This is a genomic window from Curtobacterium sp. GD1, assembly GCF_020882855.1.
In the GTDB taxonomy this organism is placed as follows: Bacteria; Actinomycetota; Actinomycetes; order Actinomycetales; family Microbacteriaceae; genus Curtobacterium.
In genome coordinates this window covers 1-18,947 of sequence record NZ_JAFEVQ010000009.1, presented here as the reverse complement: position 1 = coordinate 18,947, position 18,947 = coordinate 1, and the positions used below count along the sequence as shown (strand labels likewise).

Annotated in this window: 18 protein-coding genes; 16 read left to right on the top strand and 2 right to left on the bottom strand. The window is 72.0% G+C overall.

All coding sequences use genetic code 11. The annotated features are described in order from the left end of the window. The first annotated feature begins 133 nt into the window (after positions 1 to 133). The 6 genes from JSX79_RS06580 to JSX79_RS06555 all read left to right on the top strand — a co-directional run bounded on the left by JSX79_RS06580 (position 134) and on the right by JSX79_RS06555 (position 7,224). Positions 134 to 1,129: a DNA-directed RNA polymerase subunit alpha gene (locus JSX79_RS06580; protein WP_022906362.1), complete on the top strand. Its 996-nt coding sequence runs from the start codon at positions 134 to 136 to the stop codon at positions 1,127 to 1,129. A 66-nt stretch (positions 1,130 to 1,195) separates the two neighbouring features. After that, positions 1,196 to 1,762 carry a 50S ribosomal protein L17 gene (gene rplQ, locus JSX79_RS06575; protein WP_229085538.1) on the top strand — a complete coding sequence of 189 codons (567 nt, stop codon included), beginning with the start codon at positions 1,196 to 1,198 and terminating at the stop codon, positions 1,760 to 1,762. 208 nt (positions 1,763 to 1,970) lie between these two features. Then, a complete protein-coding gene (locus JSX79_RS06570; protein ID WP_071295212.1) occupies positions 1,971 to 3,089 on the top strand; it encodes an aromatic acid exporter family protein in 1,119 nt (372 codons plus the stop codon). A 38-nt stretch (positions 3,090 to 3,127) separates the two neighbouring features. After that, positions 3,128 to 3,484: a helix-turn-helix transcriptional regulator gene (locus JSX79_RS06565; RefSeq protein ID WP_229085537.1), complete on the top strand. Its 357-nt coding sequence runs from the start codon at positions 3,128 to 3,130 to the stop codon at positions 3,482 to 3,484. Position 3,485: 1 nt separating this feature from the next. After that, on the top strand, positions 3,486 to 3,974 hold the full coding sequence (locus JSX79_RS06560; RefSeq protein ID WP_229085536.1) for an SRPBCC family protein: 489 nt from the start codon (positions 3,486 to 3,488) through the stop codon (positions 3,972 to 3,974). A gap of 40 nt (positions 3,975 to 4,014) precedes the next feature. Next, positions 4,015 to 7,224, top strand: coding sequence for a BTAD domain-containing putative transcriptional regulator (locus JSX79_RS06555; RefSeq protein WP_229085535.1), 3,210 nt, complete (start codon positions 4,015 to 4,017; stop codon positions 7,222 to 7,224). Here the strand turns inward: JSX79_RS06555 and JSX79_RS06550 are convergent. Continuing rightward, on the bottom strand, positions 7,206 to 8,036 hold the full coding sequence (locus JSX79_RS06550; protein ID WP_070417694.1) for an ABC transporter permease: 831 nt from the start codon (positions 8,034 to 8,036) through the stop codon (positions 7,206 to 7,208). The genes JSX79_RS06555 and JSX79_RS06550 overlap by 19 nt on opposite strands. After that, on the bottom strand, positions 8,033 to 9,016 hold the full coding sequence (locus JSX79_RS06545) for an ATP-binding cassette domain-containing protein (RefSeq protein WP_071302494.1): 984 nt from the start codon (positions 9,014 to 9,016) through the stop codon (positions 8,033 to 8,035). Before JSX79_RS06545 ends, JSX79_RS06550 begins: the two co-directional genes overlap by 4 nt. A gap of 161 nt (positions 9,017 to 9,177) precedes the next feature. Here JSX79_RS06545 and truA point away from each other — a divergent pair, with 161 nt between their 5' ends. The 10 genes from truA to glmM all read left to right on the top strand — a co-directional run bounded on the left by truA (position 9,178) and on the right by glmM (position 18,653). Further along, entirely contained in the window at positions 9,178 to 10,065 is an 888-nt protein-coding gene (gene truA / locus JSX79_RS06540; protein ID WP_229085534.1) for a tRNA pseudouridine(38-40) synthase TruA, read from the top strand. Positions 10,066 to 10,472: 407 nt separating this feature from the next. Then, entirely contained in the window at positions 10,473 to 10,616 is a 144-nt protein-coding gene (locus JSX79_RS06535) for a hypothetical protein (protein WP_229085533.1), read from the top strand. Between the two features lie 16 nt (positions 10,617 to 10,632). Then, positions 10,633 to 11,502: an ABC transporter ATP-binding protein gene (locus tag JSX79_RS06530; protein ID WP_267484165.1), complete on the top strand. Its 870-nt coding sequence runs from the start codon at positions 10,633 to 10,635 to the stop codon at positions 11,500 to 11,502. A 59-nt stretch (positions 11,503 to 11,561) separates the two neighbouring features. Further along, positions 11,562 to 12,209: a hypothetical protein gene (locus tag JSX79_RS06525; RefSeq protein ID WP_229085532.1), complete on the top strand. Its 648-nt coding sequence runs from the start codon at positions 11,562 to 11,564 to the stop codon at positions 12,207 to 12,209. After that, positions 12,206 to 12,469, top strand: coding sequence for a hypothetical protein (locus tag JSX79_RS06520; protein WP_229085531.1), 264 nt, complete (start codon positions 12,206 to 12,208; stop codon positions 12,467 to 12,469). Before JSX79_RS06525 ends, JSX79_RS06520 begins: the two co-directional genes overlap by 4 nt. A 39-nt stretch (positions 12,470 to 12,508) precedes the next feature. Next, complete coding sequence (locus JSX79_RS06515; protein WP_229085530.1) at positions 12,509 to 13,255, top strand: MBL fold metallo-hydrolase; 747 nt, start codon at positions 12,509 to 12,511, stop codon at positions 13,253 to 13,255. 106 nt (positions 13,256 to 13,361) lie between these two features. Beyond that, positions 13,362 to 16,049: an ExeM/NucH family extracellular endonuclease gene (locus tag JSX79_RS06510; RefSeq protein ID WP_229085529.1), complete on the top strand. Its 2,688-nt coding sequence runs from the start codon at positions 13,362 to 13,364 to the stop codon at positions 16,047 to 16,049. Positions 16,050 to 16,286: 237 nt separating this feature from the next. Next, positions 16,287 to 16,733 (top strand): 50S ribosomal protein L13, encoded by a 447-nt coding sequence (gene rplM / locus JSX79_RS06505; protein ID WP_022906970.1) that lies wholly within the window; start codon positions 16,287 to 16,289, stop codon positions 16,731 to 16,733. A 38-nt stretch (positions 16,734 to 16,771) separates the two neighbouring features. Then, a complete protein-coding gene (gene rpsI, locus JSX79_RS06500; protein ID WP_022906971.1) occupies positions 16,772 to 17,257 on the top strand; it encodes a 30S ribosomal protein S9 in 486 nt (161 codons plus the stop codon). Positions 17,258 to 17,279: 22 nt separating this feature from the next. Next, positions 17,280 to 18,653, top strand: a complete 1,374-nt coding sequence (gene glmM / locus JSX79_RS06495) for a phosphoglucosamine mutase (RefSeq protein ID WP_070417698.1) — start codon at positions 17,280 to 17,282, stop codon at positions 18,651 to 18,653. The last annotated feature ends 294 nt before the right edge of the window (positions 18,654 to 18,947 follow it).

The following is an 18,947-nucleotide window of genomic DNA, read 5'->3' as shown; positions in this document are numbered from 1 at the left end:
CGATCGCGCAGGCCGTGCCGTCCTGGCAAGCGCGTGCGCGTGATCACAACTCAACAGACCCGTCGGGGCCCGGTCGGCCCCGTCGTACCGCCGAGTGTCATATAGCGGACACTCCGCCGAAAGGAATCCCACAGTGCTCATTGCACAGCGCCCCACCCTGACCGAGGAGACGATCTCCGAGTTCCGCTCGCGCTTCGTCATCGAGCCGCTCGAGCCGGGCTTCGGTTACACCCTCGGCAACTCGCTGCGCCGCACGCTCCTCTCCTCGATCCCCGGCGCGGCTGTCACCAGCATCCGCATCGACGGCGTCCTCCACGAGTTCAGCACCGTTCCCGGTGTCAAGGAAGACGTCACCGAGATCATCCTCAACATCAAGAGCCTGGTCGTCTCCAGCGAGCACGACGAGCCGATCACGGCGTACCTGCGCAAGCAGGGTGCCGGTCAGGTCACCGCGGCGGACATCTCCGCTCCGGCCGGCGTCGAGATCCACAACCCGGACCTCGTCATCGCGACCCTGAACGACACCGCGCGCTTCGAGCTCGAGCTGACGATCGAGCGTGGCCGTGGCTACGTCTCGGCGACGCAGAACCGTTCGGAGTTCAGCGAGGCCGGTCAGATCCCGATCGACTCGATCTACTCGCCGGTCCTCAAGGTCACCTACCGCGTCGAGGCGACGCGTGCCGGTGAGCGCACGGACTTCGACCGCCTGGTCGTCGACGTCGAGTCGAAGCCGGCCATCACGCCGCGCGACGCCATCGCGTCGGCAGGTCGGACGCTCGTCGAGCTGTTCGGGCTCGCCCGCGAGCTCAACACCGCGGCCGAGGGCATCGAGATCGGCCCCGCGCCGGTCGACGCCGTGCTCTCGAACGAGCTGCAGACCCCGATCGAGGACCTGGACCTGTCGGTCCGCAGCTACAACTGCCTCAAGCGGGAGGGCATCAACACGGTGTCCGAGCTCGTCGCCCTGTCGGAGACGCAGCTCATGAACATCCGCAACTTCGGTCAGAAGTCGGTGGACGAGGTCAAGGACAAGCTCACCGAGCTCGGCCTGTCCCTCAAGGACACCGTCCCCGGATTCGACGGCGCCCACTTCTACAGCGGGTACGACGAGGACGAGTCCAACAACTGACCTCGCGCTGACGCGCACGCGCGCCGCTGACGCAGCGCGCAACACTTTCACCACTGGAGAACTGACATGCCGAAGCCCACCAAGGGCCCCCGCCTCGGTGGCGGCCCCGCCCACGAGCGCCTGCTCCTGAGCAACCTCGCCAACGCCCTCTTCACGCACGGTCGCATCACGACCACCGAGACGAAGGCCAAGCGCCTCCGTCCCGTCGCCGAGCGTCTCATCACGTTCGCGAAGCGTGGCGACCTGCACGCGCGTCGTCGCGTGATCAGCATCCTGCGCGACAAGTCCGTCGTGCACACGCTGTTCACCGAGATCGCCCCGCAGGTCGAGGACCGTCAGGGCGGCTACACCCGCATCACGAAGCTCGGTTTCCGCAAGGGCGACAACGCTCCCCTCGCGTCGATCGAGCTCGTCCTCGAGCCGGTGTCGAGCACGCCGGCCCCGGTCAAGCGCGACGCGGCCCCGGCCGCTGCTGCTCCGGTCGAGGAGCCCGCCGCCGAGGACACCACCGACGAGGCCCCGGTCGAGGAGACCGAGACCACCGAGGAGTCCGCTCCCGTCGCCGAGGAGACCGAGACCGAGGCAGCTGCCGAGGTCGAGTCCGACGCCGCCGAGAAGTCGGACGACAAGTAGTCACAGCCCCACCACGACGAAGCCCCCGCAACACGCGTTGCGGGGGCTTCGTCGCGTCCTGGGGGTGACCGGACGGCGGCCTGGAGGCGCGGTGCGAGCCCGCCCCGTTCCTCCTGGCCCACAGGCGGCCGAGCCGCAGAACGCGGACCGGCTCCGTCTCACAGGCGCGGCACCGTATCGTGACCGGCCGACACGACGAGAGGGACCGATGCAGTTCGAGCACATCGCGGGTGTGGGGACCCGGGTCTGGCGGTGGAGCCGGACCTCCGGGACGCAACCGCGCCTGCTCCACGCCGCGAAGGCCGCCGTCGCAGCGGTCCTCGCGTGGTTCATCGCGCGACACATGCCCGGGGTCGCGGCGGAGTACCCGTACTATGCACCGCTCGGTGCCGTCGTGGCGATGCAGACGACGGTGTTCGCGGGCATCCGGAGCGGGGTCCAGACGCTCGTCGGCATCGCGCTCGGCATCGTCATCGCCGGGTTCACGATGTGGGTCGGTGACCCTGGTTTCCTGGCGATCGCGCTGGCGGTGGGCATCGGGGTGCTCGTGGGCGGGTTCCGCGTCCTCGGCGAGGGCAGCTCCTGGGTGTCCACCGCCGCGCTCTTCGTCCTGCTCGTCGGTGGCGCCCACGCCGAGGGGTACTCGCTCGGGTACCTCGTGCAGATGGCCGTCGGGGTCGTGGTGGGCCTCCTGGTGAACTTCCTCGTCTTCCCGCCCCTGCGCTTCTGGGACGCCGAGCACCGGATCGACGCGGTCAACCAGGTGCTCGCAGATCACCTGGACGGGCTCGCCGAGGTCCTCGCAGGGGGCGAGCGCGACGAGAAGGCCTGGGACCGTCAGCAGGACCGACTGGACCGTGCCATCGCCGACGTCCGTTCCCGGGTGTCGATCGCGCACGAGAGCCGCCGGCTGAACCCCCGCGGAGCACTCCGTGGGTCCCGGGCACGGCTCGAGCAGGACGGTGCCCGCTTCCGTGCCCTCGAGCGGGTCGCCTGGTACACGACGGACCTCACCGAGCTCGTCGCCCGGTCGGGTCCGGTGTCGGAGGGGCTCGGGCGACCGGACCCCGAGTTCGCCGAGCCGCTCGCGACGGCCCTCCGCGAGCTCGCGTGCATGGTCCGCGGCGAGTGCCCCGAAGAGGCGGGCGACGACGCGATCGCCGAGGTCGAGCGGGCGCTGGACGCATCGCGCGAGAACCCGTCGCACGTCGCGGTCACGTCCGCCGCACTCGTGGCGATGCGCGGCATCGTGGAGTCCGAGCGCCGGGCGACGAACGACCTGGACACCCGCACGGGGCCGTCCGCCTTCCGGAACGCCCGCGGCTGACCCTCGACTTCATAACACTGCGGTTATAGAGTGTCGACGTGCACGCGTTCGACGTCCTCGGTGACCCCGTCCGACGCCGGCTCACGGAACTCCTCGCCGAGGGGGACCGGACGGCCGGTGCGCTGACCGACGTCATCAGGGCGGAGTTCGGCATCTCCCAACCCGCGGTCTCCAGGCACCTGCGCGTCTTACGCGACGCCGGGTTCGCCACGGCGGCACCGCGGGGGACCGCACGCGTCTACCGACTGGAACCCCGCGCCGTCAAGGAACTCGACCGCGCCGTCGAACGGTACCGCGCCCTCTGGCGGCAGCGGCTCGACGCCCTCACGACCGAGATCGCCCGGGCCCGACGTGCTCCGGGCACCCCCGCCGACGTCCACCACGAGGAGCACTGACATGCGCACCACCGACGGCACCGTCGAGGACTCGCCCTCCGGCGGGTACCTCATCCGCTTCGCCCAGACCTACCCGACGACCGTCGAGGACCTCTGGGACGCGATCACCGACCCCGAACGGCTCTCGCGCTGGATGGCCCCGTACGAGGGCGACTTCCACCTCGGCGGCCGCTGGCTCGCGCGGTACGACGACGGCACGGTCTTCACGGAGGGGACCGTCACGGCGTGCGACGCTCCGCGCACGTTCACGACCACCTGGCACGCCCGCGACGAGCACGAGACGACGATCACCGTCACGGTCGAGCCGGTCGAGGACGGTGCTGGCCTCCGGCTCGAGCACGACCGTGTCGGCGGCCGGGACTACGCACCGGGGTGGCACACGTACCTCGAGCTGCTCGAACTCGACCTCGCCGGGGACCTCGACGGCATCGCGGCCTTCGACTGGGACACGCGCTACGCCGAACTCCGGCGGCGGTACCCGGTCACGTGATCCCGGGCCGGACGCGTGCGGTCGTCCGTAGACTCGTACCGTGTCCGAACTGCCACGCGTCGCCGTCCTCGGGCCAGTGACCGTCGCGGATCCGACGGGAGCGCCGACGGCGGTGCCCGGTGCCCTTTCGCGGTCGTTCCTCGTCGCGCTGGTGCTCGCGCGCGGACACGCCGTGACGACCGAGGCGCTCATCGACGAGCTCTGGGGCGACGACCAGCCTCGTGGTGCCCGTGCAGCGCTGCAGACCCTCGTCTCCCGGCTCCGGCGCAGCACGGCCGACGGTGTCGTCGTGTCGACGAGCACCGGGTACGCACTCGGGGTCGACCCCGGCTCGGTCGACCTGACGTCCGCCGAGCGCGCGGCTGCCAGCGCGGACGTCGCGGTGGTCCGGGCAGCGCTCGACGGCTGGCGGGGCGACCCCGGCGCGGACGTCGACGGGGACCTCGGCGCCGCGCTCGCCGACCGCGCGGCCGGCGCCCGCCGTGCGCTCCGACGCCGGCTGGGCGAACTCCTCCTCGACCGCGGGGACGCGGCGGAAGCGGCCGCGCTGTGGCTCGCCGAGTCCGAGGCGAACCCGTTCGACGAGGTCGCCGTCGCCGGGTGCATGCGCGCGCTGGTCGCCGCCGGCCGGAACGCCGAGGCGCTCGCCGCGTTCGCGACGCACCGCGACCGCCTCGCCGACGAGCTCGGCGCGGACCCCTCGGCCGACCTGGTGCGGCTGAACGCCGATCTGCTCCGCCGGTCCGCCGCCGACTCCGGTCGCGCTCGTCGGGTCGGGCTGCGGGCCGCGCCGAACACGCTCGTCGGGCGGCAGGAGGACCTCGCCGCCGTCACGGACCTCCTGTCCCGCAACCGGCTGGTCACGATCCTCGGTGCGGGTGGGCTCGGCAAGACCCGCCTCGCGCAGGCCGTCGCCGCCGGTGTGCCGCCGACCACCGGCGTGGTGGTGTTCGAGCTCGCGCCGATCGCCACCGCCGAGGACGTCGTCCCCGCGCTCGGTGCCCTGCTCGGGGTGGCCGAGTTCCGCTCCGCCCGGGCGCTGCGGGAGGTCGTCGTCGCCGACCTGCGCGCGCGGGTGGGGCGGGCGCTCGGAGAAGCCCCGACGGTCCTCGTCCTGGACAACTGCGAGCACCTCGTCGGTGACGTCGCCGGGTTCGCCGCCGACCTGCTCGCGAGCATCCCCGACCTCCGGATCCTCACGACCTCGCGCGCACCGCTCGCGATCGCCGGCGAGGTCGTGGCGCCCCTCGCGCCCCTCCCGGTCGAGGCCGACGGGGCCGCGGTCCGGCTGTTCACCGAGCGCGCCCGGGCCGCCCGACCCGGGGCCGTGCTGCCCGTGGACACCGTCCGCCGCATCTGCACGCGGCTCGACGGGTCGCCGCTCGCGATCGAGCTGGCCGCGGCGCGGATCCGGGGGATGAGCATCGACGAGATCGAGCGCCGGCTCGACGACCGCTTCGCGCTGCTCCGCGGCGGCGACCGCAGCGCCCCGGAGCGGCACCGCACGCTCCTGGCGGTCATCGAGTGGAGCTGGCGCCTGCTCGACGCGGGCGCGCAGGACCTCCTGACCCGCCTGGCACTGTTCCCGGACGGCCTGGCGGTCGACGCCGTCGAGGCCGTGGCCGCGCCGGACCGCCGGGACGACGCGCTCGACGACCTCGCCGAGCTCGTCGAGCAGTCCCTCGTGCAGCTCGTCGAGGTCGAGGGGGAGCCGGTCCGCTACCGCCTGCTCGAGACCGTCCGCGAGTTCGGGGCCGCACGGCTCGACGAACGCGGTGCCACCGAGGCCGTGCGCACGGCGATGATCCGCTGGGGGCGGGACTTCGCCGCCGCCAGGAACCTCTTCACGCTCACCGGCCCGGAGCAGCTCGACCGCTTCCACGAGGTCCAGCGCGAGGCCGACAACCTCGTGACCCTGCTCCGCTGGAGCCTCCGCGCCGACGACACCTCGGCGACCGCGCACGTCTTCGCCGCCCTCGGGGCCTACTGGACGCTCCGGGGTGCCCACGGCGAGGTCACCGCGATCGCGTCCGACGTGGTCGCGGTGCTGCGCTCGGGTCCGCCCGCGGCCGAGGACGTCGCCGCGGTGCACGTCGGACTCGTCGTCGCCGGGGCCTCCTCGGCGTTCGACGACCGCCGGACCGCCGCGTGGGCGATCTCCACGCTCCGGCGCCTCCGCCGCGTCGGGACGACGGGGTTCCCGGTGCTCGACGCACAGGCGGCCCTGCTCCTGACGCTCGGGCGTCCGGCGGCGGGCACTGCGCTCCTCGCGCGCCTCCGCGACGACCCCGACGAGGGCGTGGCCGGTACCGCCAACATGCTCAGCGCGCCCCTCGCCGAGAACGACGGCGAGTTCGCGGCGGCCCTCCGGTACGCCACCCGGGCGCAGACGCTGGCGGAGCGCACCGCCGACGCGTGGACGATCGGCACCGTGGCCGTCACCATGACGCAGCTCCTCGCCCAGACCGGCCGGTACGCGGACGCCCTCGCAAACGCCGACCGCGCCCGTGAGCAGCTCGAGCGCTTCGGCGCCGAGGACGACCTGTACGAGATCGGCTGGACCGTCGGGCTCTGCTCGGCCGCGACCGGCGCCGTGGACACCGCCCGGTCGATCGCCGCCGAGCTGCAGCACCGACCGGTCGCGGGGCGGGGCGGCTTCGACGGCGACCGCTCCCAGATCGGCGTGCTCGCGGTCGCGATCGGCGCGGAGTGCCTCCGGTTCGAGGGCGACCTCGATGCTGCCGCCGCGCAGTACACGGCCGCGTGGGACTGGGTGCTGCCGCACCGGAAGGCGACACCGCACTGGACCGTGATGGCGGGCGCGGCGCGGATCGCAGCGGTCGACGAGGCGGCGCTCGGCGCGCCCGACGGAGCCGCACCGCGCCTCCAGGCCGACGAACGCGCGGTCGCCCGCCGCATCCGGAAGGCCGCACTCGTGATGATCCGCGTCCACCCGTGGTGGCTCGACCTGCCCGTCATCGGCACGACGCTGGCGGGACTCGCGGTCGCGGCGGCGCGCAGCGACCGTCCGGCCGAGGCGGCCCGGTGCTGGGGTGCCGCGATGCGGTTCGGCACCCGGCAGGACTTCGCGGTGCTCGCCCACGGACGGCTCCGACCGCTCCTCGTCGACGCGCTCGGCGCGGCCCGCGTCGCGGACGCCGAGACGGCCTCGGCCGGATGGAACCGGACCGAGGCCGTCGCGCGGGCGAGGACGCTGCTGGAGGACCTCCGCTACGCCTTCCGCATGTAGGCGCGGACCGTCAGCGGCGCGAACACGGCGACCACCACGGCGGCACCGAGCAGGCTGATCCAGAGGTCACCGGTGACGGCGCCGTGGTTGATCAGCTCGCGGACGGCGGTGATGAGGTGCGAGATCGGGTTGACCTCGGTGAACCAGCGCAGCCAGCCGGGCAGGGTGTCCGTGGGGACGAACGCGTTCGACAGGAACGTCAGCGGGAAGAGCACCAGGTTGGCGATGCCGGAGACGCTCGACGCGGTGCGGGCGACCACGCCGAAGTAGGCGAAGATCCAGCTGATCGACCAGGCGACGACGATGACGAGCACGCCGGCCAGCACGACCGCCGCGGCACCGCCCTCGGGACGCAGGCCCATGATGATCCCGACCGTGAACGTGATGGCGGTGGCGATCGCGTACCGGACCGTGTCGGCGAGCAGCGCACCGGCGAGCGGCGCGATGCGGGCGATCGGCAGGGACTTGAAGCGGTCGAACACGCCCTTGTCCATGTCCTCGCGGAGCTGGACACCGGTGACGATCGACGACGTGATGTTCGTCTGCACGAGGATGCCGGGGATGATGACGGGCAGGTAGCTGGACACGTCGCCGGCGATCGCGCCGCCGAAGATGTACGTGAACATCACGGTGAAGACGATCGGCATGAGCGTCACGTCGAACAGCTGCTCGGGCGTGCGACGGACCTTCACCAGGCCGCGGTACGCCATCGTGAAGGACTGCCGGACGGTCGCGCCGAGTCCGGAGCCGCCGATGCCGGGGCGTGGGGCGACCCGTGGTGCCGAGGTGGGGGTGGGGGCGATGGTGGTCATGCGATGCTCCATTCGGCGGCGGCGGACGCGTCAGCGACCACCGCTTCGCCGGTAATTTGCAGGAAGACCTCGTCGAGCGTGGGCTTCTGCACGCTCATCTCGGCGAGGGAGATGCCGGCGTCGCGGAACGACACGAGCAGGTCGGTCACGCGGTCCGGGTCGGACATCGGCGCGGTGAGGCGCGAGCCCTCGGGGCTGGCCACCGCGTCGACGCCGAGGCTGTTCCGCACGATGGTGCGGGCGGCGTCGAGTCGGAGCGGGTCGGCCAGCCGGAGCTGGAGCGAGCTCGACCCGATGGACGCCTTCAGCTCGTCGCCCGTGCCCTCGGCGACGACGCGGCCGTGGTCGATCACGGCGATGCGGTCGGCCAGCTGGTCGGCCTCGTCGAGGTACTGCGTCGTCAGCAGGACGGTGGAGCCGGTCGCGACGAGCTCCCGGATCGTGTCCCACATCTGGGCGCGGGTGCGGGGGTCGAGACCCGTCGTGGGCTCGTCGAGGAACAGCAGCGGCGGCTGTGCGATGAGGCTCGCGGCGAGGTCGAGACGCCGACGCATGCCGCCGGAGAAGTTCTTCAACGGGCGCGATGCCGCCTCGGTCAGCCCGAAGCGCTCGAGCAGCTCGGCGGCCTTCCGCTTCGACTCGGCGCGGCCCAGGCCGAGCAGGCGCGAGAAGATGACGAGGTTCTCGGTCGCGCTGAGCGTCTCGTCGACGCTCGCGTACTGGCCGGTCACGCCGATGAGGGAGCGGACGGCCTGCGCCTCACGGCGGACGTCCCGCCCGAAGATGCGGGCCTCGCCGGCGTCCGCCTTGAGCAGCGTCGCGAGCATGGAGATGGTGGTGGTCTTGCCGGCGCCGTTGGGGCCGAGCACGCCGTAGACCGTGCCGGCCTCCACGCGGAGGTCGACACCGTCCACTGCGCGGTTCGTCCCGAAGGTCTTCACGAGGCCGGTGGCCTCGACCGCGAGCGGTGTGGTGGTCATTCGCGCAGGTCCTTTCGTGGTGACTCGACGTGGTTCGTCGATGTCGAGGACGATGGTGCCGCGGCCCGCTCACGCGGCACTGACGTGGCACTGACACCGGGGCGGGGCGCGTGTCAGCACGGGGGCCAGGAGGCGCGGTCCGGCCCCGGTACGGTGGCCTGGTGGACGAGACGGCGGGCCCGCAGGGCGGCGGTGACGGTGGCGGCGTGCGGCTGCGGCTGGACATCGCGTACGACGGTGCGGCGTTCTCCGGGTGGGCCCGGCAGCCGGGTCTCCGGACCGTGCAGGGCGCGCTCGAGGCCGCGCTCGCCACCGTCTTCACCCGGTGGGGCGAGCCGCCGCTGCTCACCGTGGCCGGGCGCACCGACGCGGGCGTGCACGCCACCGGGCAGGTCGCCCACCTCGACCTCACGTCGGCGCAGTGGGACGCGCTGGCCGCCAAGCGGGGGTCGGGGCGCTCGCCGCTGGACGGGCTCGTCAAGCGCGTGAACGGCATCGCGGCGCCGGAGGGGGACGTCGTCGTCACCCGGGCCTCGGTCGCGCCGGAGGGGTTCGACGCCCGGTTCTCGCCGCTGTGGCGCCGCTACTCGTACCGGATCGCGGACGCCGACGCCTGGCGCGATCCACGTCGACGGGGGCACACGGTCTGGCACCCGACGCGGTTGGACCCGGCGGCGATGGAGCGCGGTGCGCTGCGGCTGCTGGGGCTGCACGACTTCGCGACGTTCTGCAAGCCGCGCGAGGGGGCGACGACCATCCGGACGTTGCAGGAGTTCCGCTGGGACCGCGAGCCGGACGGCGTGCTGGTGGCGCGCCTCCAGGCCGACGCCTTCTGCCACTCGATGGTGCGCGCGATGGTGGGGGCGACGATCGCCGTCGGCGAGGGCCGGTTCGGCGCCGACCGGCTCGAGGAGCTGCGGGTCGCCGAGGCCCGGACGAGCGAGTTCACGGTCGCGCCGGCGAAGGGCCTCACCCTGACCGAGGTCGGGTACCCGGCGGACGACGACCTCGCGGCGCGGGCGTCGCAGACCCGTGCGCGACGCGAGTGAGCGGATCCATGCTCGCTCGCCGAATTGATATCGCACACTGAAATTTGACCGTTGACATCCTGACTGCCAGAGTGGCACCGCGCGGCAACGATGCCCGCGCCGCACCACACAAGGGGATGGCAGTGAATCGGATCGGTACAGCAAGGGTGATCGGGGCGATCGTCGTCGGCACGCTGATGGGAACCGCCGGAGCGACAGCTGCGTCGGCAGCGCCCGTGACGGCGTCCAGTTCGAGTGTCAGTTCGGCAAGCTTCGTCAGCGCGACCGGGGGCACCACGACAGGTGGACCCGTAGGCGGCCCGACGACCGGCGCGCCCATCGGCACGGATGGGGCCTCCACCAACGGGGTCCCGATCGGTCCGATCATCAACTGGGTCAAGCGGAACGCACCGTCGTTGATCACCCCGATGAAGAACGCAGTGAAGAAGGGCTCGGCCGCGTTCAAGAGGTGGTGGGCGGGGGTCGCCGGTTGGATCAAGGCCGCGATCAACGCGATCGCGACGATGACGATCCAGCAGCTCTTCGACGCTCTGTGGAACTACTTCTTCTGAGCTCCAGGGAGGCATCATGACGATCGATCTGTGCAACGTGGGGGTGCGCGGACGCGGACGGCCGCGGCTCGACGACATCACGATCCAGTTCGCTCCTGCCATGACGTACGGCCTCGTCGGTCCGAACGGTGCGGGGAAGACGTCGCTGATGGCCGCGGTCGCGGGGCTCGTGAGACCGTCGACGGGGACCATCAGCGTTGCCGGAGGGCAGTCGGTCGTCATCGGCGCCGTCCTTGCCGAGAACGGGCTCCATCCTGGGCGCACCGTCCGGGAGGCACTGCGTCTGCGGGCCGCCTACGTGGGAGCGCCGCGGAGCGACGTCGCAGCAGCGCTGCAGTCCTCCGGGCTCGAACGGGTGGCGCGAAGGCGCGTCGGGGCGTTGTCCCTCGGGATGAAGATGCGCCTCGGGATCGCGGTTGCACTCCTCGGGGATCCAGTCGTCGTGCTGCTCGACGAGCCGACGAACGGCCTCGATCCGAACGGGATCGTCTGGGTGCGTGAGACCGTGCGCCGCCTGCGCGCGCGCGGCGCCGTCGTGGTGATCTCGAGCCACCTGCTGTCCGAACTCGAGTCCATGATCGACGTCGCCGTCGTCATGAGCAGTGGTCGCATCGCTTGCGTGCAGTCGATGAACCTCCAGGCGTCCAGCGGATGCATCATCGAAGTGTCCGACACAACGAGGATGATCGACGCGCTGACCGCGTCCGGAGAGACGGCGGAACGTCGCGGCGACCGGATCCTTGCTGGCTGCGCGGTCGCCGAGGGAGTGCGACTGGCGGTCCGTCACGACATCGACGTCCGCTCGATCGTCCCGGCCTCTGTGGATCTCGAGATGCTCTACGCAGAAGCCTCAGCGGGAGAGCACATCGCGGAGGTCGGTCGATGATCAGCGCTTCCCAGCACGTCCGCCTCGAACTGCGCAAACGCTTGGACACTCGAGGAGCCATGATCGGCTACGGCGCCATCGTGCTCCTCGTCGTCCTGTGCGCGATCTCGAGCGTCTCGCTCGTGCTCCGGAACGGCTCGTTCGATGCCGGGGAGGTCATCATCACGGTGAGCTTGCCCGGGGCCCTCGTCTCGGCCGTCATCGGGGCAGTGTGCGGTGTCGGAGACGGACGCGCCGGAGGAGAGCGCGACGGGATCCTCACCGGGCTCCCTCGCGGCACGATCTACGGAGCGCGAGCCGCGGCCTGCGCCTGCCTGGTGGCCGGCGTCGTGCTCCTGTCGCTCGTCGCAGCCGCGGTCGGCGTGGTCGCAGCGGTGTCCCTCGGGGGCCACCTGAACTCGGCCTCGATCGGAACGCCGATCGGGCAGGTGGCGGCGCTGACTCTGTCGTCGGCGGCCATGGCCTTCGGGATCGGGGCTTCCGTGCGCTCGCTCCCCCTGGCGCTGGTGAGCGTCGTGCTCATCGTGCTCGTGGCGGACGTGGCATTGTCATTCGCCGGCGAGTGGACCGAATGGATTCGTTTCAGCGCGGTGCAGGGCGGCGTTCTCGGCGAATCACGCGTACTGCCGGCGGTCACCTCCGGTCTCGTCTGGATCGCAGTCCCGTGCCTCGGCGGGTACCTCAGAACACGGACGGTGGAAGCATGACCCAGGAGCGCCCGGCGAAGGCCGCCGGTCGTCGACGGGCCGCGATCATCGTGCTGGTGCTCCTCGCGACGATCGGAGCTCTGGTCGCCGGTGTCTCGCACCAGGACCCGTGGATCCGCTGGCCGGCCCTGCTGCTCGGGGTCGGTGCGGCAGGGGGATCACTGGCGTTGGCCGCCAAGCGGAACTCGCTGATCGGGTGGTACGCGGCGACCGGCGGCGTGCTCCTCTTCCGACTCGTCAAGGAACTCGTCGCAGGCTGATCGACCAGGAGCACGCCCGCTCGGCGGTACCGTCGGGGGATGACCTCCCGCGAACCCCGCTCCGTCGTGTCCGTCGCACCCGGGGTGGTGTTCGTCGAGGGGCCCGTCTCGAACTGGGTGGTCCTCGCCGAGGAGGACGGTGTCGCACTGATCGACGCCGGCTACCCGGCCGACACCGACCTCGTGCTCGACACCGTGCGCTACGCCGGCCACGAGCTCGACGACCTGCGCCGGGTGTACGTCACGCACGGGCACGTCGACCACGTCGGCGGCATCCCCGGCATCCTCGAGCGCTACCCGCACGTCGAGGTGCTCGCCCACGCCGACGAGCTCGACAACGTGCGCGGGCCCGCGCGGCAGCAGGTGACGCCGGCCGAGATCGGTGGACGGCTGGCCGCACCCCGGGTCCTCCGGTGGCTCGCCCGCGCAGTGCGCTCCGACGCGCTGCGACCCACCGCGGTGCCGACCGCCCGCGCGTTCACGGGTGCGGACTTCGTCGGCCGGGCGATCGCGCCGCTGCCGGCCACCGGGCACACCGACGGGTCCACGGCCTACCTGCTGCCCGCCGCGAACGCGATCGTCACCGGGGACGCCGTCGTCAGCCGGCACGACACGCAGCCGTCGTCGTGGGAGCCGCGGCCGCGCCTGATCACGTCGTTCTTCACGGCCGACCAGGCACGAGCGCTCGAGTCCGCGCGGGCGCTGCCGATCCCGGAGGTCCTGCTCCCCGGACACGGGCCGGCCGTGCACCGCGTCGGGTCCACCTGGCGGCCGATCGGGTCCTGATCCCCGGGCATCCCGCACCGCCGCCGCCTGCACCCCGATCAGGGGTGGAACGGATCGTTCACCCGCCGGAAACCTGAGGGGCCCCGCAGGTCGGTACCGTGCGACCATGCACAGATCCGTCGGGCGCACTCTGCTGTGCGCCACCGCTGCAGCCGCGCTCGTCGCCGCTCCGCTCGTCTCCGTCTCCACGGCCACCGCGAACCCCCAGGGCTCCGGGCTCGTCATCGCCGAGGCCTACCTCAAGGGCGGCAGCGCGAACCAGCCCTTCACGAACAAGTTCGTCGAACTCGGCAACCCCACCGACAGCCCCGTCAGCGTCGACGGCTGGTCGGTGCAGTACCGCGCGGCGACCGGTACCGGAGCGCCCTCGGTCGGCAAGCTCGCCGGCTCCGTGCCCGCACACGGCACCTACCTCGTGCAGATGGGCTCGAACGGCACGAACGGCGAGGCGCTGCCCGAGCCGGACGCCGTCACCGGGCTGAACCCCTCCGGCTCGACCGGCACCCTCGTCCTCGCCGACCAGGCGACGGCGCTGACACTCCCCGCCGGCGCCGTGACGACGGGCACCCCCGGCGTCGTCGACCTGCTCGGCTACGGCACGTCGAACACCTTCGAGACCGCGGTCGCACCGACCGGCACGGCGAACGCCGTCCCGGACGCGCTCACCCGTCAGGGCACGACCGACACAGACTCGAACGCCGCCGACTTCCGGGTGACGACGACCGTCACGCCGGAGAACGCCGCGGGCGAGACCACGCAGCCGACGGACCCGACCGACCCCACGGACCCCACCGACCCCGGTGACGGCGGCACGACCCCGGCCGAACGGGTCACGATCGCGCAGCTGCAGGGCACCGGCGACGCCTCGCCGTACGCCGGGAAGACCGTCACGACCGACGGCGTCGTCACCGCGGTGTACGCCACCGGCGGCTTCAACGGCTACACGGTCCAGACCGCCGGCACCGGCGGCGCGCTCGACCTCCGGACGCACACCGCCTCCGACGCCGTCTTCGTCTACTCGTCGGCGACCGTCGGCAGCGTGGCGATCGGGGACGCGGTGCGCCTCACCGGCACGGTGTCCGAGTTCAACGGCCTGACCGAGCTGACCGTGCCCACCACGGCTGGCCTGAGGAAGCTCCCCGCCGCGGGGGTCGTCCAGCCGGTCCCGGCCACGCTGACGTTCCCGCGCACCGACGCACAGCGCGAGTCGCTCGAGAGCATGCTCGTGGCGCCGCAGGGCGACTACACCGTCGCGGACAACTACACGACGAACCAGTACGGCGAGGTCGTGCTGGCATCGGGGAAGCAGCGCCTGCTCCAGCCGACCGAGGTCGCCCGTCCGGGCAGTGCCGAGGCCGCCGCCGTGACCGCGGACAACGCGGCGCGCAAGGTCGTCCTCGACGACGGTGCCAGCACGAACTTCCTCAGCGCGGCGAACCAGTCGATCCCGGTGTCGTGGCTCACGCAGGGCCCGGTCACGGTCGGTGCCGCGGCGACCTTCCGCGAGCCGGTCGTCCTCGACTACCGGAACGACTCGTGGAAGTTCCAGCCGACGTCGCCGATCACCGGCGCCACCCCGGCTGCCGACCTGCCGGCGTCGTTCTCGGACGTCCGCACCGCCGCGCCGGAGAACGTCGGCGGTGACATCCGCCTCGCCGGGTTCAACGTCCTGAACTACTTCCCGACGACCGGCGACCAGCTCACCGGCTGCACCTACTACACCGACCGCGACGGCGACCCCGTGACCGTCCGGGGCGGCTGCGACGCCCGCGGTGCCGCGAACGCCGACGACCTCGCCCGCCAGCAGGTGAAGATCGTCAAGGCGATCAACGGCCTCGGCGCCGACGTCGTCTCCCTCGAGGAGATCGAGAACTCGGCGCGCTTCGGCCAGGACCGTGACGCGGCTGTGGCGACCCTCGTGGCCGCGCTCAACGCCGCGACCGGCAAGGACACCTGGGCGTACGCGAAGTCCCCGTCGAAGCTCCCGTCGAGCGAGGACGTCATCCGCCTCGCGCTCATCTACAAGAAGGACCGCGTGCAGCCGGTCGGCTCGTCGACGATCCTCACCGACTCGACGGCCTTCACGAACGCCCGCCAGCCGCTCGCGCAGGCCTTCGCCCCGGTCGTCGCGAAGCCCGGCAAGGGCAAGGGCGCGCAGAAGCCGAGTGCGAAGGACACCTTCCTGGTCATCGCCAACCACTTCAAGTCGAAGGGCTCGGGCGAGGGCGTCGACGCCGACCAGGGCGACGGGCAGGGTGCGTCGAACCACTCGCGCGTCGAGCAGGCGAAGGCGCTCGTGACGTTCTCGACCGCGATGCAGCGCCAGGCGCGGACCGACAAGGTGTTCATGCTCGGCGACTTCAACGCCTACAGCGAGGAGGACCCGGTCGTCGCCCTCGAGGACGCCGGCTACACGGACCTCGGCCCGACCGAGGACGCGTCCGAGTGGTCGTACGTCTTCAGCGGGCTGAGCGGGTCGCTCGACCACGTGTTCGCGTCCCCTGCTGCACTGGAGACCGTCACCGGCGTGGACATCTGGAACATCAACTCGGTCGAGTCTGTGGGCCTCGAGTACAGCCGGTATGACTACAACGTCACGGACCTGTACCAGGACGACGTGTACCGGGCGAGCGACCACGACCCGGTCGTGGTGGGCATCGACCTGCCGGGCGTCGGCACCCCGGGAGGCGGGAACCCCGGCCACGGCGGCGACCCCGGACACGGCGGTCCGGTCGCGGACGCGCTGGCGGCGCTCGCCGCGCTGCTCGCGTGGTTGCGGAGCCTCTTCGGCTGACGTTCCACCCACGGACGGGAGGCGCGGTGCCAGCTGGCACCGCGCCTTCCGTCCGTCCCTGTCTCCGTTTGACCGCCGTCACGTGCGTCGGGTACGCTCTCACCTTGGTCTGCGCGCTCTGTGCGCCGGACAGTCAGATGAGCCCTCCACCGGGCCGTTCACACGGGTTCTCCCACGTGAACACCCACCGGAGCGGGATTCACGGACTCCTCACCTCGACACGAAAGCAGCACCACTGTGACTCGTACGTTCTCCCCGAAGCCGGCAGACGTCCAGCACGACTGGATCGTCATCGACGCGACCGACGTCGTCCTCGGCCGCCTCGCCACCCACGCCGCGGCGCTCCTGCGCGGCAAGCACAAGGCCACCTTCGCCCAGCACATGGACATGGGTGACTACGTCATCATCGTGAACGCCGACAAGGTCGCCCTGACCGGTTCGAAGCTCGCGAAGAAGGTCTACTACCGCCACTCGGGCTACCCGGGCGGCCTCACGGCGACCTCCTACCCGGAGATGCTCGAGAAGCACCCGACCCGCGCCGTCGAGAAGGCGATCCGCGGCATGCTCCCGAAGAACACCCTCGGTCGCGAGCAGCTCAAGAAGCTGAAGGTCTACGCCGGCGCGGAGCACCCGCACTCGGCGCAGCAGCCCAAGGCGTACACCTTCGACCAGGTCGCACAGTAGTTCCGGCCACGACGACTTCCAAGGACTAGGTAAAACTCATGGCTCAGATCGCTGACTCCCTCGACCAGACCCCGGAGAGCTTCACCACGGAGAGCGCACCCGCCGCTTCCGAGGCCGCTCCCCGTCAGATCCTCAACGTCTCGGGCGGTGCCGTCGGGCGCCGCAAGGAGGCCATCGCACGCGTCCGTCTCGTCCCGGGCTCCGGCTCGTTCGTCGTGAACGGCCGCTCGCTCGAGGACTACTTCCCGAACAAGCTGCACCAGCAGCTCATCAACGACCCGTTCAAGGTGCTCGAGCTGCTCGGCGCCTACGACGTCGTCGCCCGCATCACCGGTGGTGGCCCCTCGGGTCAGGCTGGTGCGCTCCGTCTCGCCATCGCCCGTTCGCTGAACGAGATCGACCGCGAGAACAACCGCGCCACCCTCAAGAAGGCCGGCTTCCTCACCCGCGACGCCCGCGTCATCGAGCGCAAGAAGGCCGGTCTCAAGAAGGCCCGCAAGGCTTCGCAGTTCTCGAAGCGCTAGTCGTCACCGGCTGAAGATCGCAATGCCGCGTCTGTTCGGTACCGACGGGGTTCGTGGTCTCGCCAACGGCGAGCTGACGGCCGCGCTCGCACTGGGTCTTGCCCAGGCGAGCGCGGCCGTCCTCACACACGGACACCACGCGGACGCCCGCCGGGCGTCCGGTCGACCGCGCCCTCGTGCGGTCCTCGCGCGCGACCCGCGCGTCTCCGGCGAGTTCCTCGGTGCCGCGGTCGCGGCCGGGCTCGCCTCCGCCGGCGTCGACGTGCTCGACGCCGGGGTCATCCCCACCCCCGCTGCGGCGTTCCTCGTCGCGGACATCGACGCCGACTTCGGCGTGATGATCTCCGCGTCGCACAACCCCGCTCCCGACAACGGGATCAAGTTCTTCGCCACGGGCGGCCGGAAGCTCCCGGACGAGGTCGAGGACCGCATCGAAGCGGCCATGCACGACCACTCCGCACCGACCCCCACCGGTGGCGACGTCGGCCGGATCACCCGGTTCGCCGACGCCGAGGACCGCTACGTCGTCCACCTGCTCGGCACGCTGCCGCACCGGCTCGACGGCATCCACGTCGTGCTCGACTGCGCGAACGGCGCCGCCGCGGGTGTCTCGCCCGAGGTGTTCGTCAACGCCGGGGCCCGCGTGACCCTGATCGGTGCCGACCCGGACGGCATGAACATCAACGACGGTGTCGGGTCCACCCACATCGACAACCTCGCCCGCGCGGTGCTCTCGCACGGTGCGGACGTCGGCATCGCCCACGACGGTGACGCGGACCGCTGCCTCGCGGTCGACGCCGCCGGCAACGCGATCGACGGCGACCAGATCATGGCGATCCTCGCGCTGTCGCTGCAGGAGCGCGGGCGCCTGGCGTCCGACACCCTCGTCGCGACGGTCATGTCGAACCTCGGGCTGAAGCGGGCCATGGCGGACGCGGGCATCACGATGCTCGAGACCGGTGTCGGCGACCGCTACGTCCTCGAGAAGATGACCGAGGGCGGGTACTCGCTCGGTGGCGAGCAGTCCGGCCACATCATCTTCAACGAGTTCGCGACCACCGGCGACGGCATCCTCACCGGGTTGCACCTCGTCGCCGAGATGGCCCGGACGGGCAAGACCCTCGAGCAGCTCGCGTCGTGCATGACGGTGTTCCCGCAGGTGCTCGTGAACGTGCGCGGGGTGGACCGGCACGGCCTGGCCGACCAGGGCGTGCAGGACGCCGTCGCCGCTGCGACCGCCGCACTCGGCGACGCGGGGCGCGTGCTGCTCCGGCCGTCCGGCACCGAGCCCGTCGTGCGGGTCATGGTCGAGGCGGCCTCCCAGGCCGATGCCGAGCGGATCGCCGAGGAGCTCGCGGCCGTGGTGCGCGAGCGCCTGGCGCTCGACGCGGCGTAGGCGCGCTGCGCGCGCTCGGCGCGCGCTCGGCGCGCGCTCGCACAACCAAAGTCCGTCGGAACCACGCAGATGCGTGGTTCCGACGGACTTCGCTTGTGCGGCGGCAGCTCGAGCCGCCCCGCGGCGGCGGCGCGCGGCCCGGGGCGGCGCCCCGCGGCGTCGGCCGCACCGGCCGAGCCGCGTCGAACCACGGATGCGACATCGCATCAGCCCCCGCGCCCGGTTCCACGTCGGATTCGTGGTTCGTCGTTCCCGCCCGCCGCCGGCGGCGCCCCGCGGCGCCGCGGCGTCGGC

Excerpts from the sequence above, each read along its gene's own strand:
- JSX79_RS06545 (WP_071302494.1), bottom strand. The coding sequence starts at position 9,016 with ATGACCACCACACCGCTCGCGGTCGAGGCCACCGGCCTCGTGAAGACC.
- JSX79_RS06535 (WP_229085533.1), top strand. The coding sequence starts at position 10,473 with ATGAAGAACGCAGTGAAGAAGGGCTCGGCCGCGTTCAAGAGGTGGTGG.
- JSX79_RS06520 (WP_229085531.1), top strand. The coding sequence starts at position 12,206 with ATGACCCAGGAGCGCCCGGCGAAGGCCGCCGGTCGTCGACGGGCCGCG.
- JSX79_RS06570 (WP_071295212.1), top strand. The coding sequence starts at position 1,971 with ATGCAGTTCGAGCACATCGCGGGTGTGGGGACCCGGGTCTGGCGGTGG.
- JSX79_RS06510 (WP_229085529.1), top strand. The coding sequence starts at position 13,362 with ATGCACAGATCCGTCGGGCGCACTCTGCTGTGCGCCACCGCTGCAGCC.
- JSX79_RS06525 (WP_229085532.1), top strand. The coding sequence starts at position 11,562 with ATGATCGGCTACGGCGCCATCGTGCTCCTCGTCGTCCTGTGCGCGATC.
- JSX79_RS06530 (WP_267484165.1), top strand. The coding sequence starts at position 10,633 with ATGACGATCGATCTGTGCAACGTGGGGGTGCGCGGACGCGGACGGCCG.
- JSX79_RS06560 (WP_229085536.1), top strand. The coding sequence starts at position 3,486 with ATGCGCACCACCGACGGCACCGTCGAGGACTCGCCCTCCGGCGGGTAC.
- rpsI (WP_022906971.1), top strand. The coding sequence starts at position 16,772 with ATGGCTCAGATCGCTGACTCCCTCGACCAGACCCCGGAGAGCTTCACC.
- JSX79_RS06550 (WP_070417694.1), bottom strand. The coding sequence starts at position 8,036 with ATGACCACCATCGCCCCCACCCCCACCTCGGCACCACGGGTCGCCCCA.
- glmM (WP_070417698.1), top strand. The coding sequence starts at position 17,280 with ATGCCGCGTCTGTTCGGTACCGACGGGGTTCGTGGTCTCGCCAACGGC.
- JSX79_RS06515 (WP_229085530.1), top strand. The coding sequence starts at position 12,509 with ATGACCTCCCGCGAACCCCGCTCCGTCGTGTCCGTCGCACCCGGGGTG.
- rplQ (WP_229085538.1), top strand. The coding sequence starts at position 1,196 with ATGCCGAAGCCCACCAAGGGCCCCCGCCTCGGTGGCGGCCCCGCCCAC.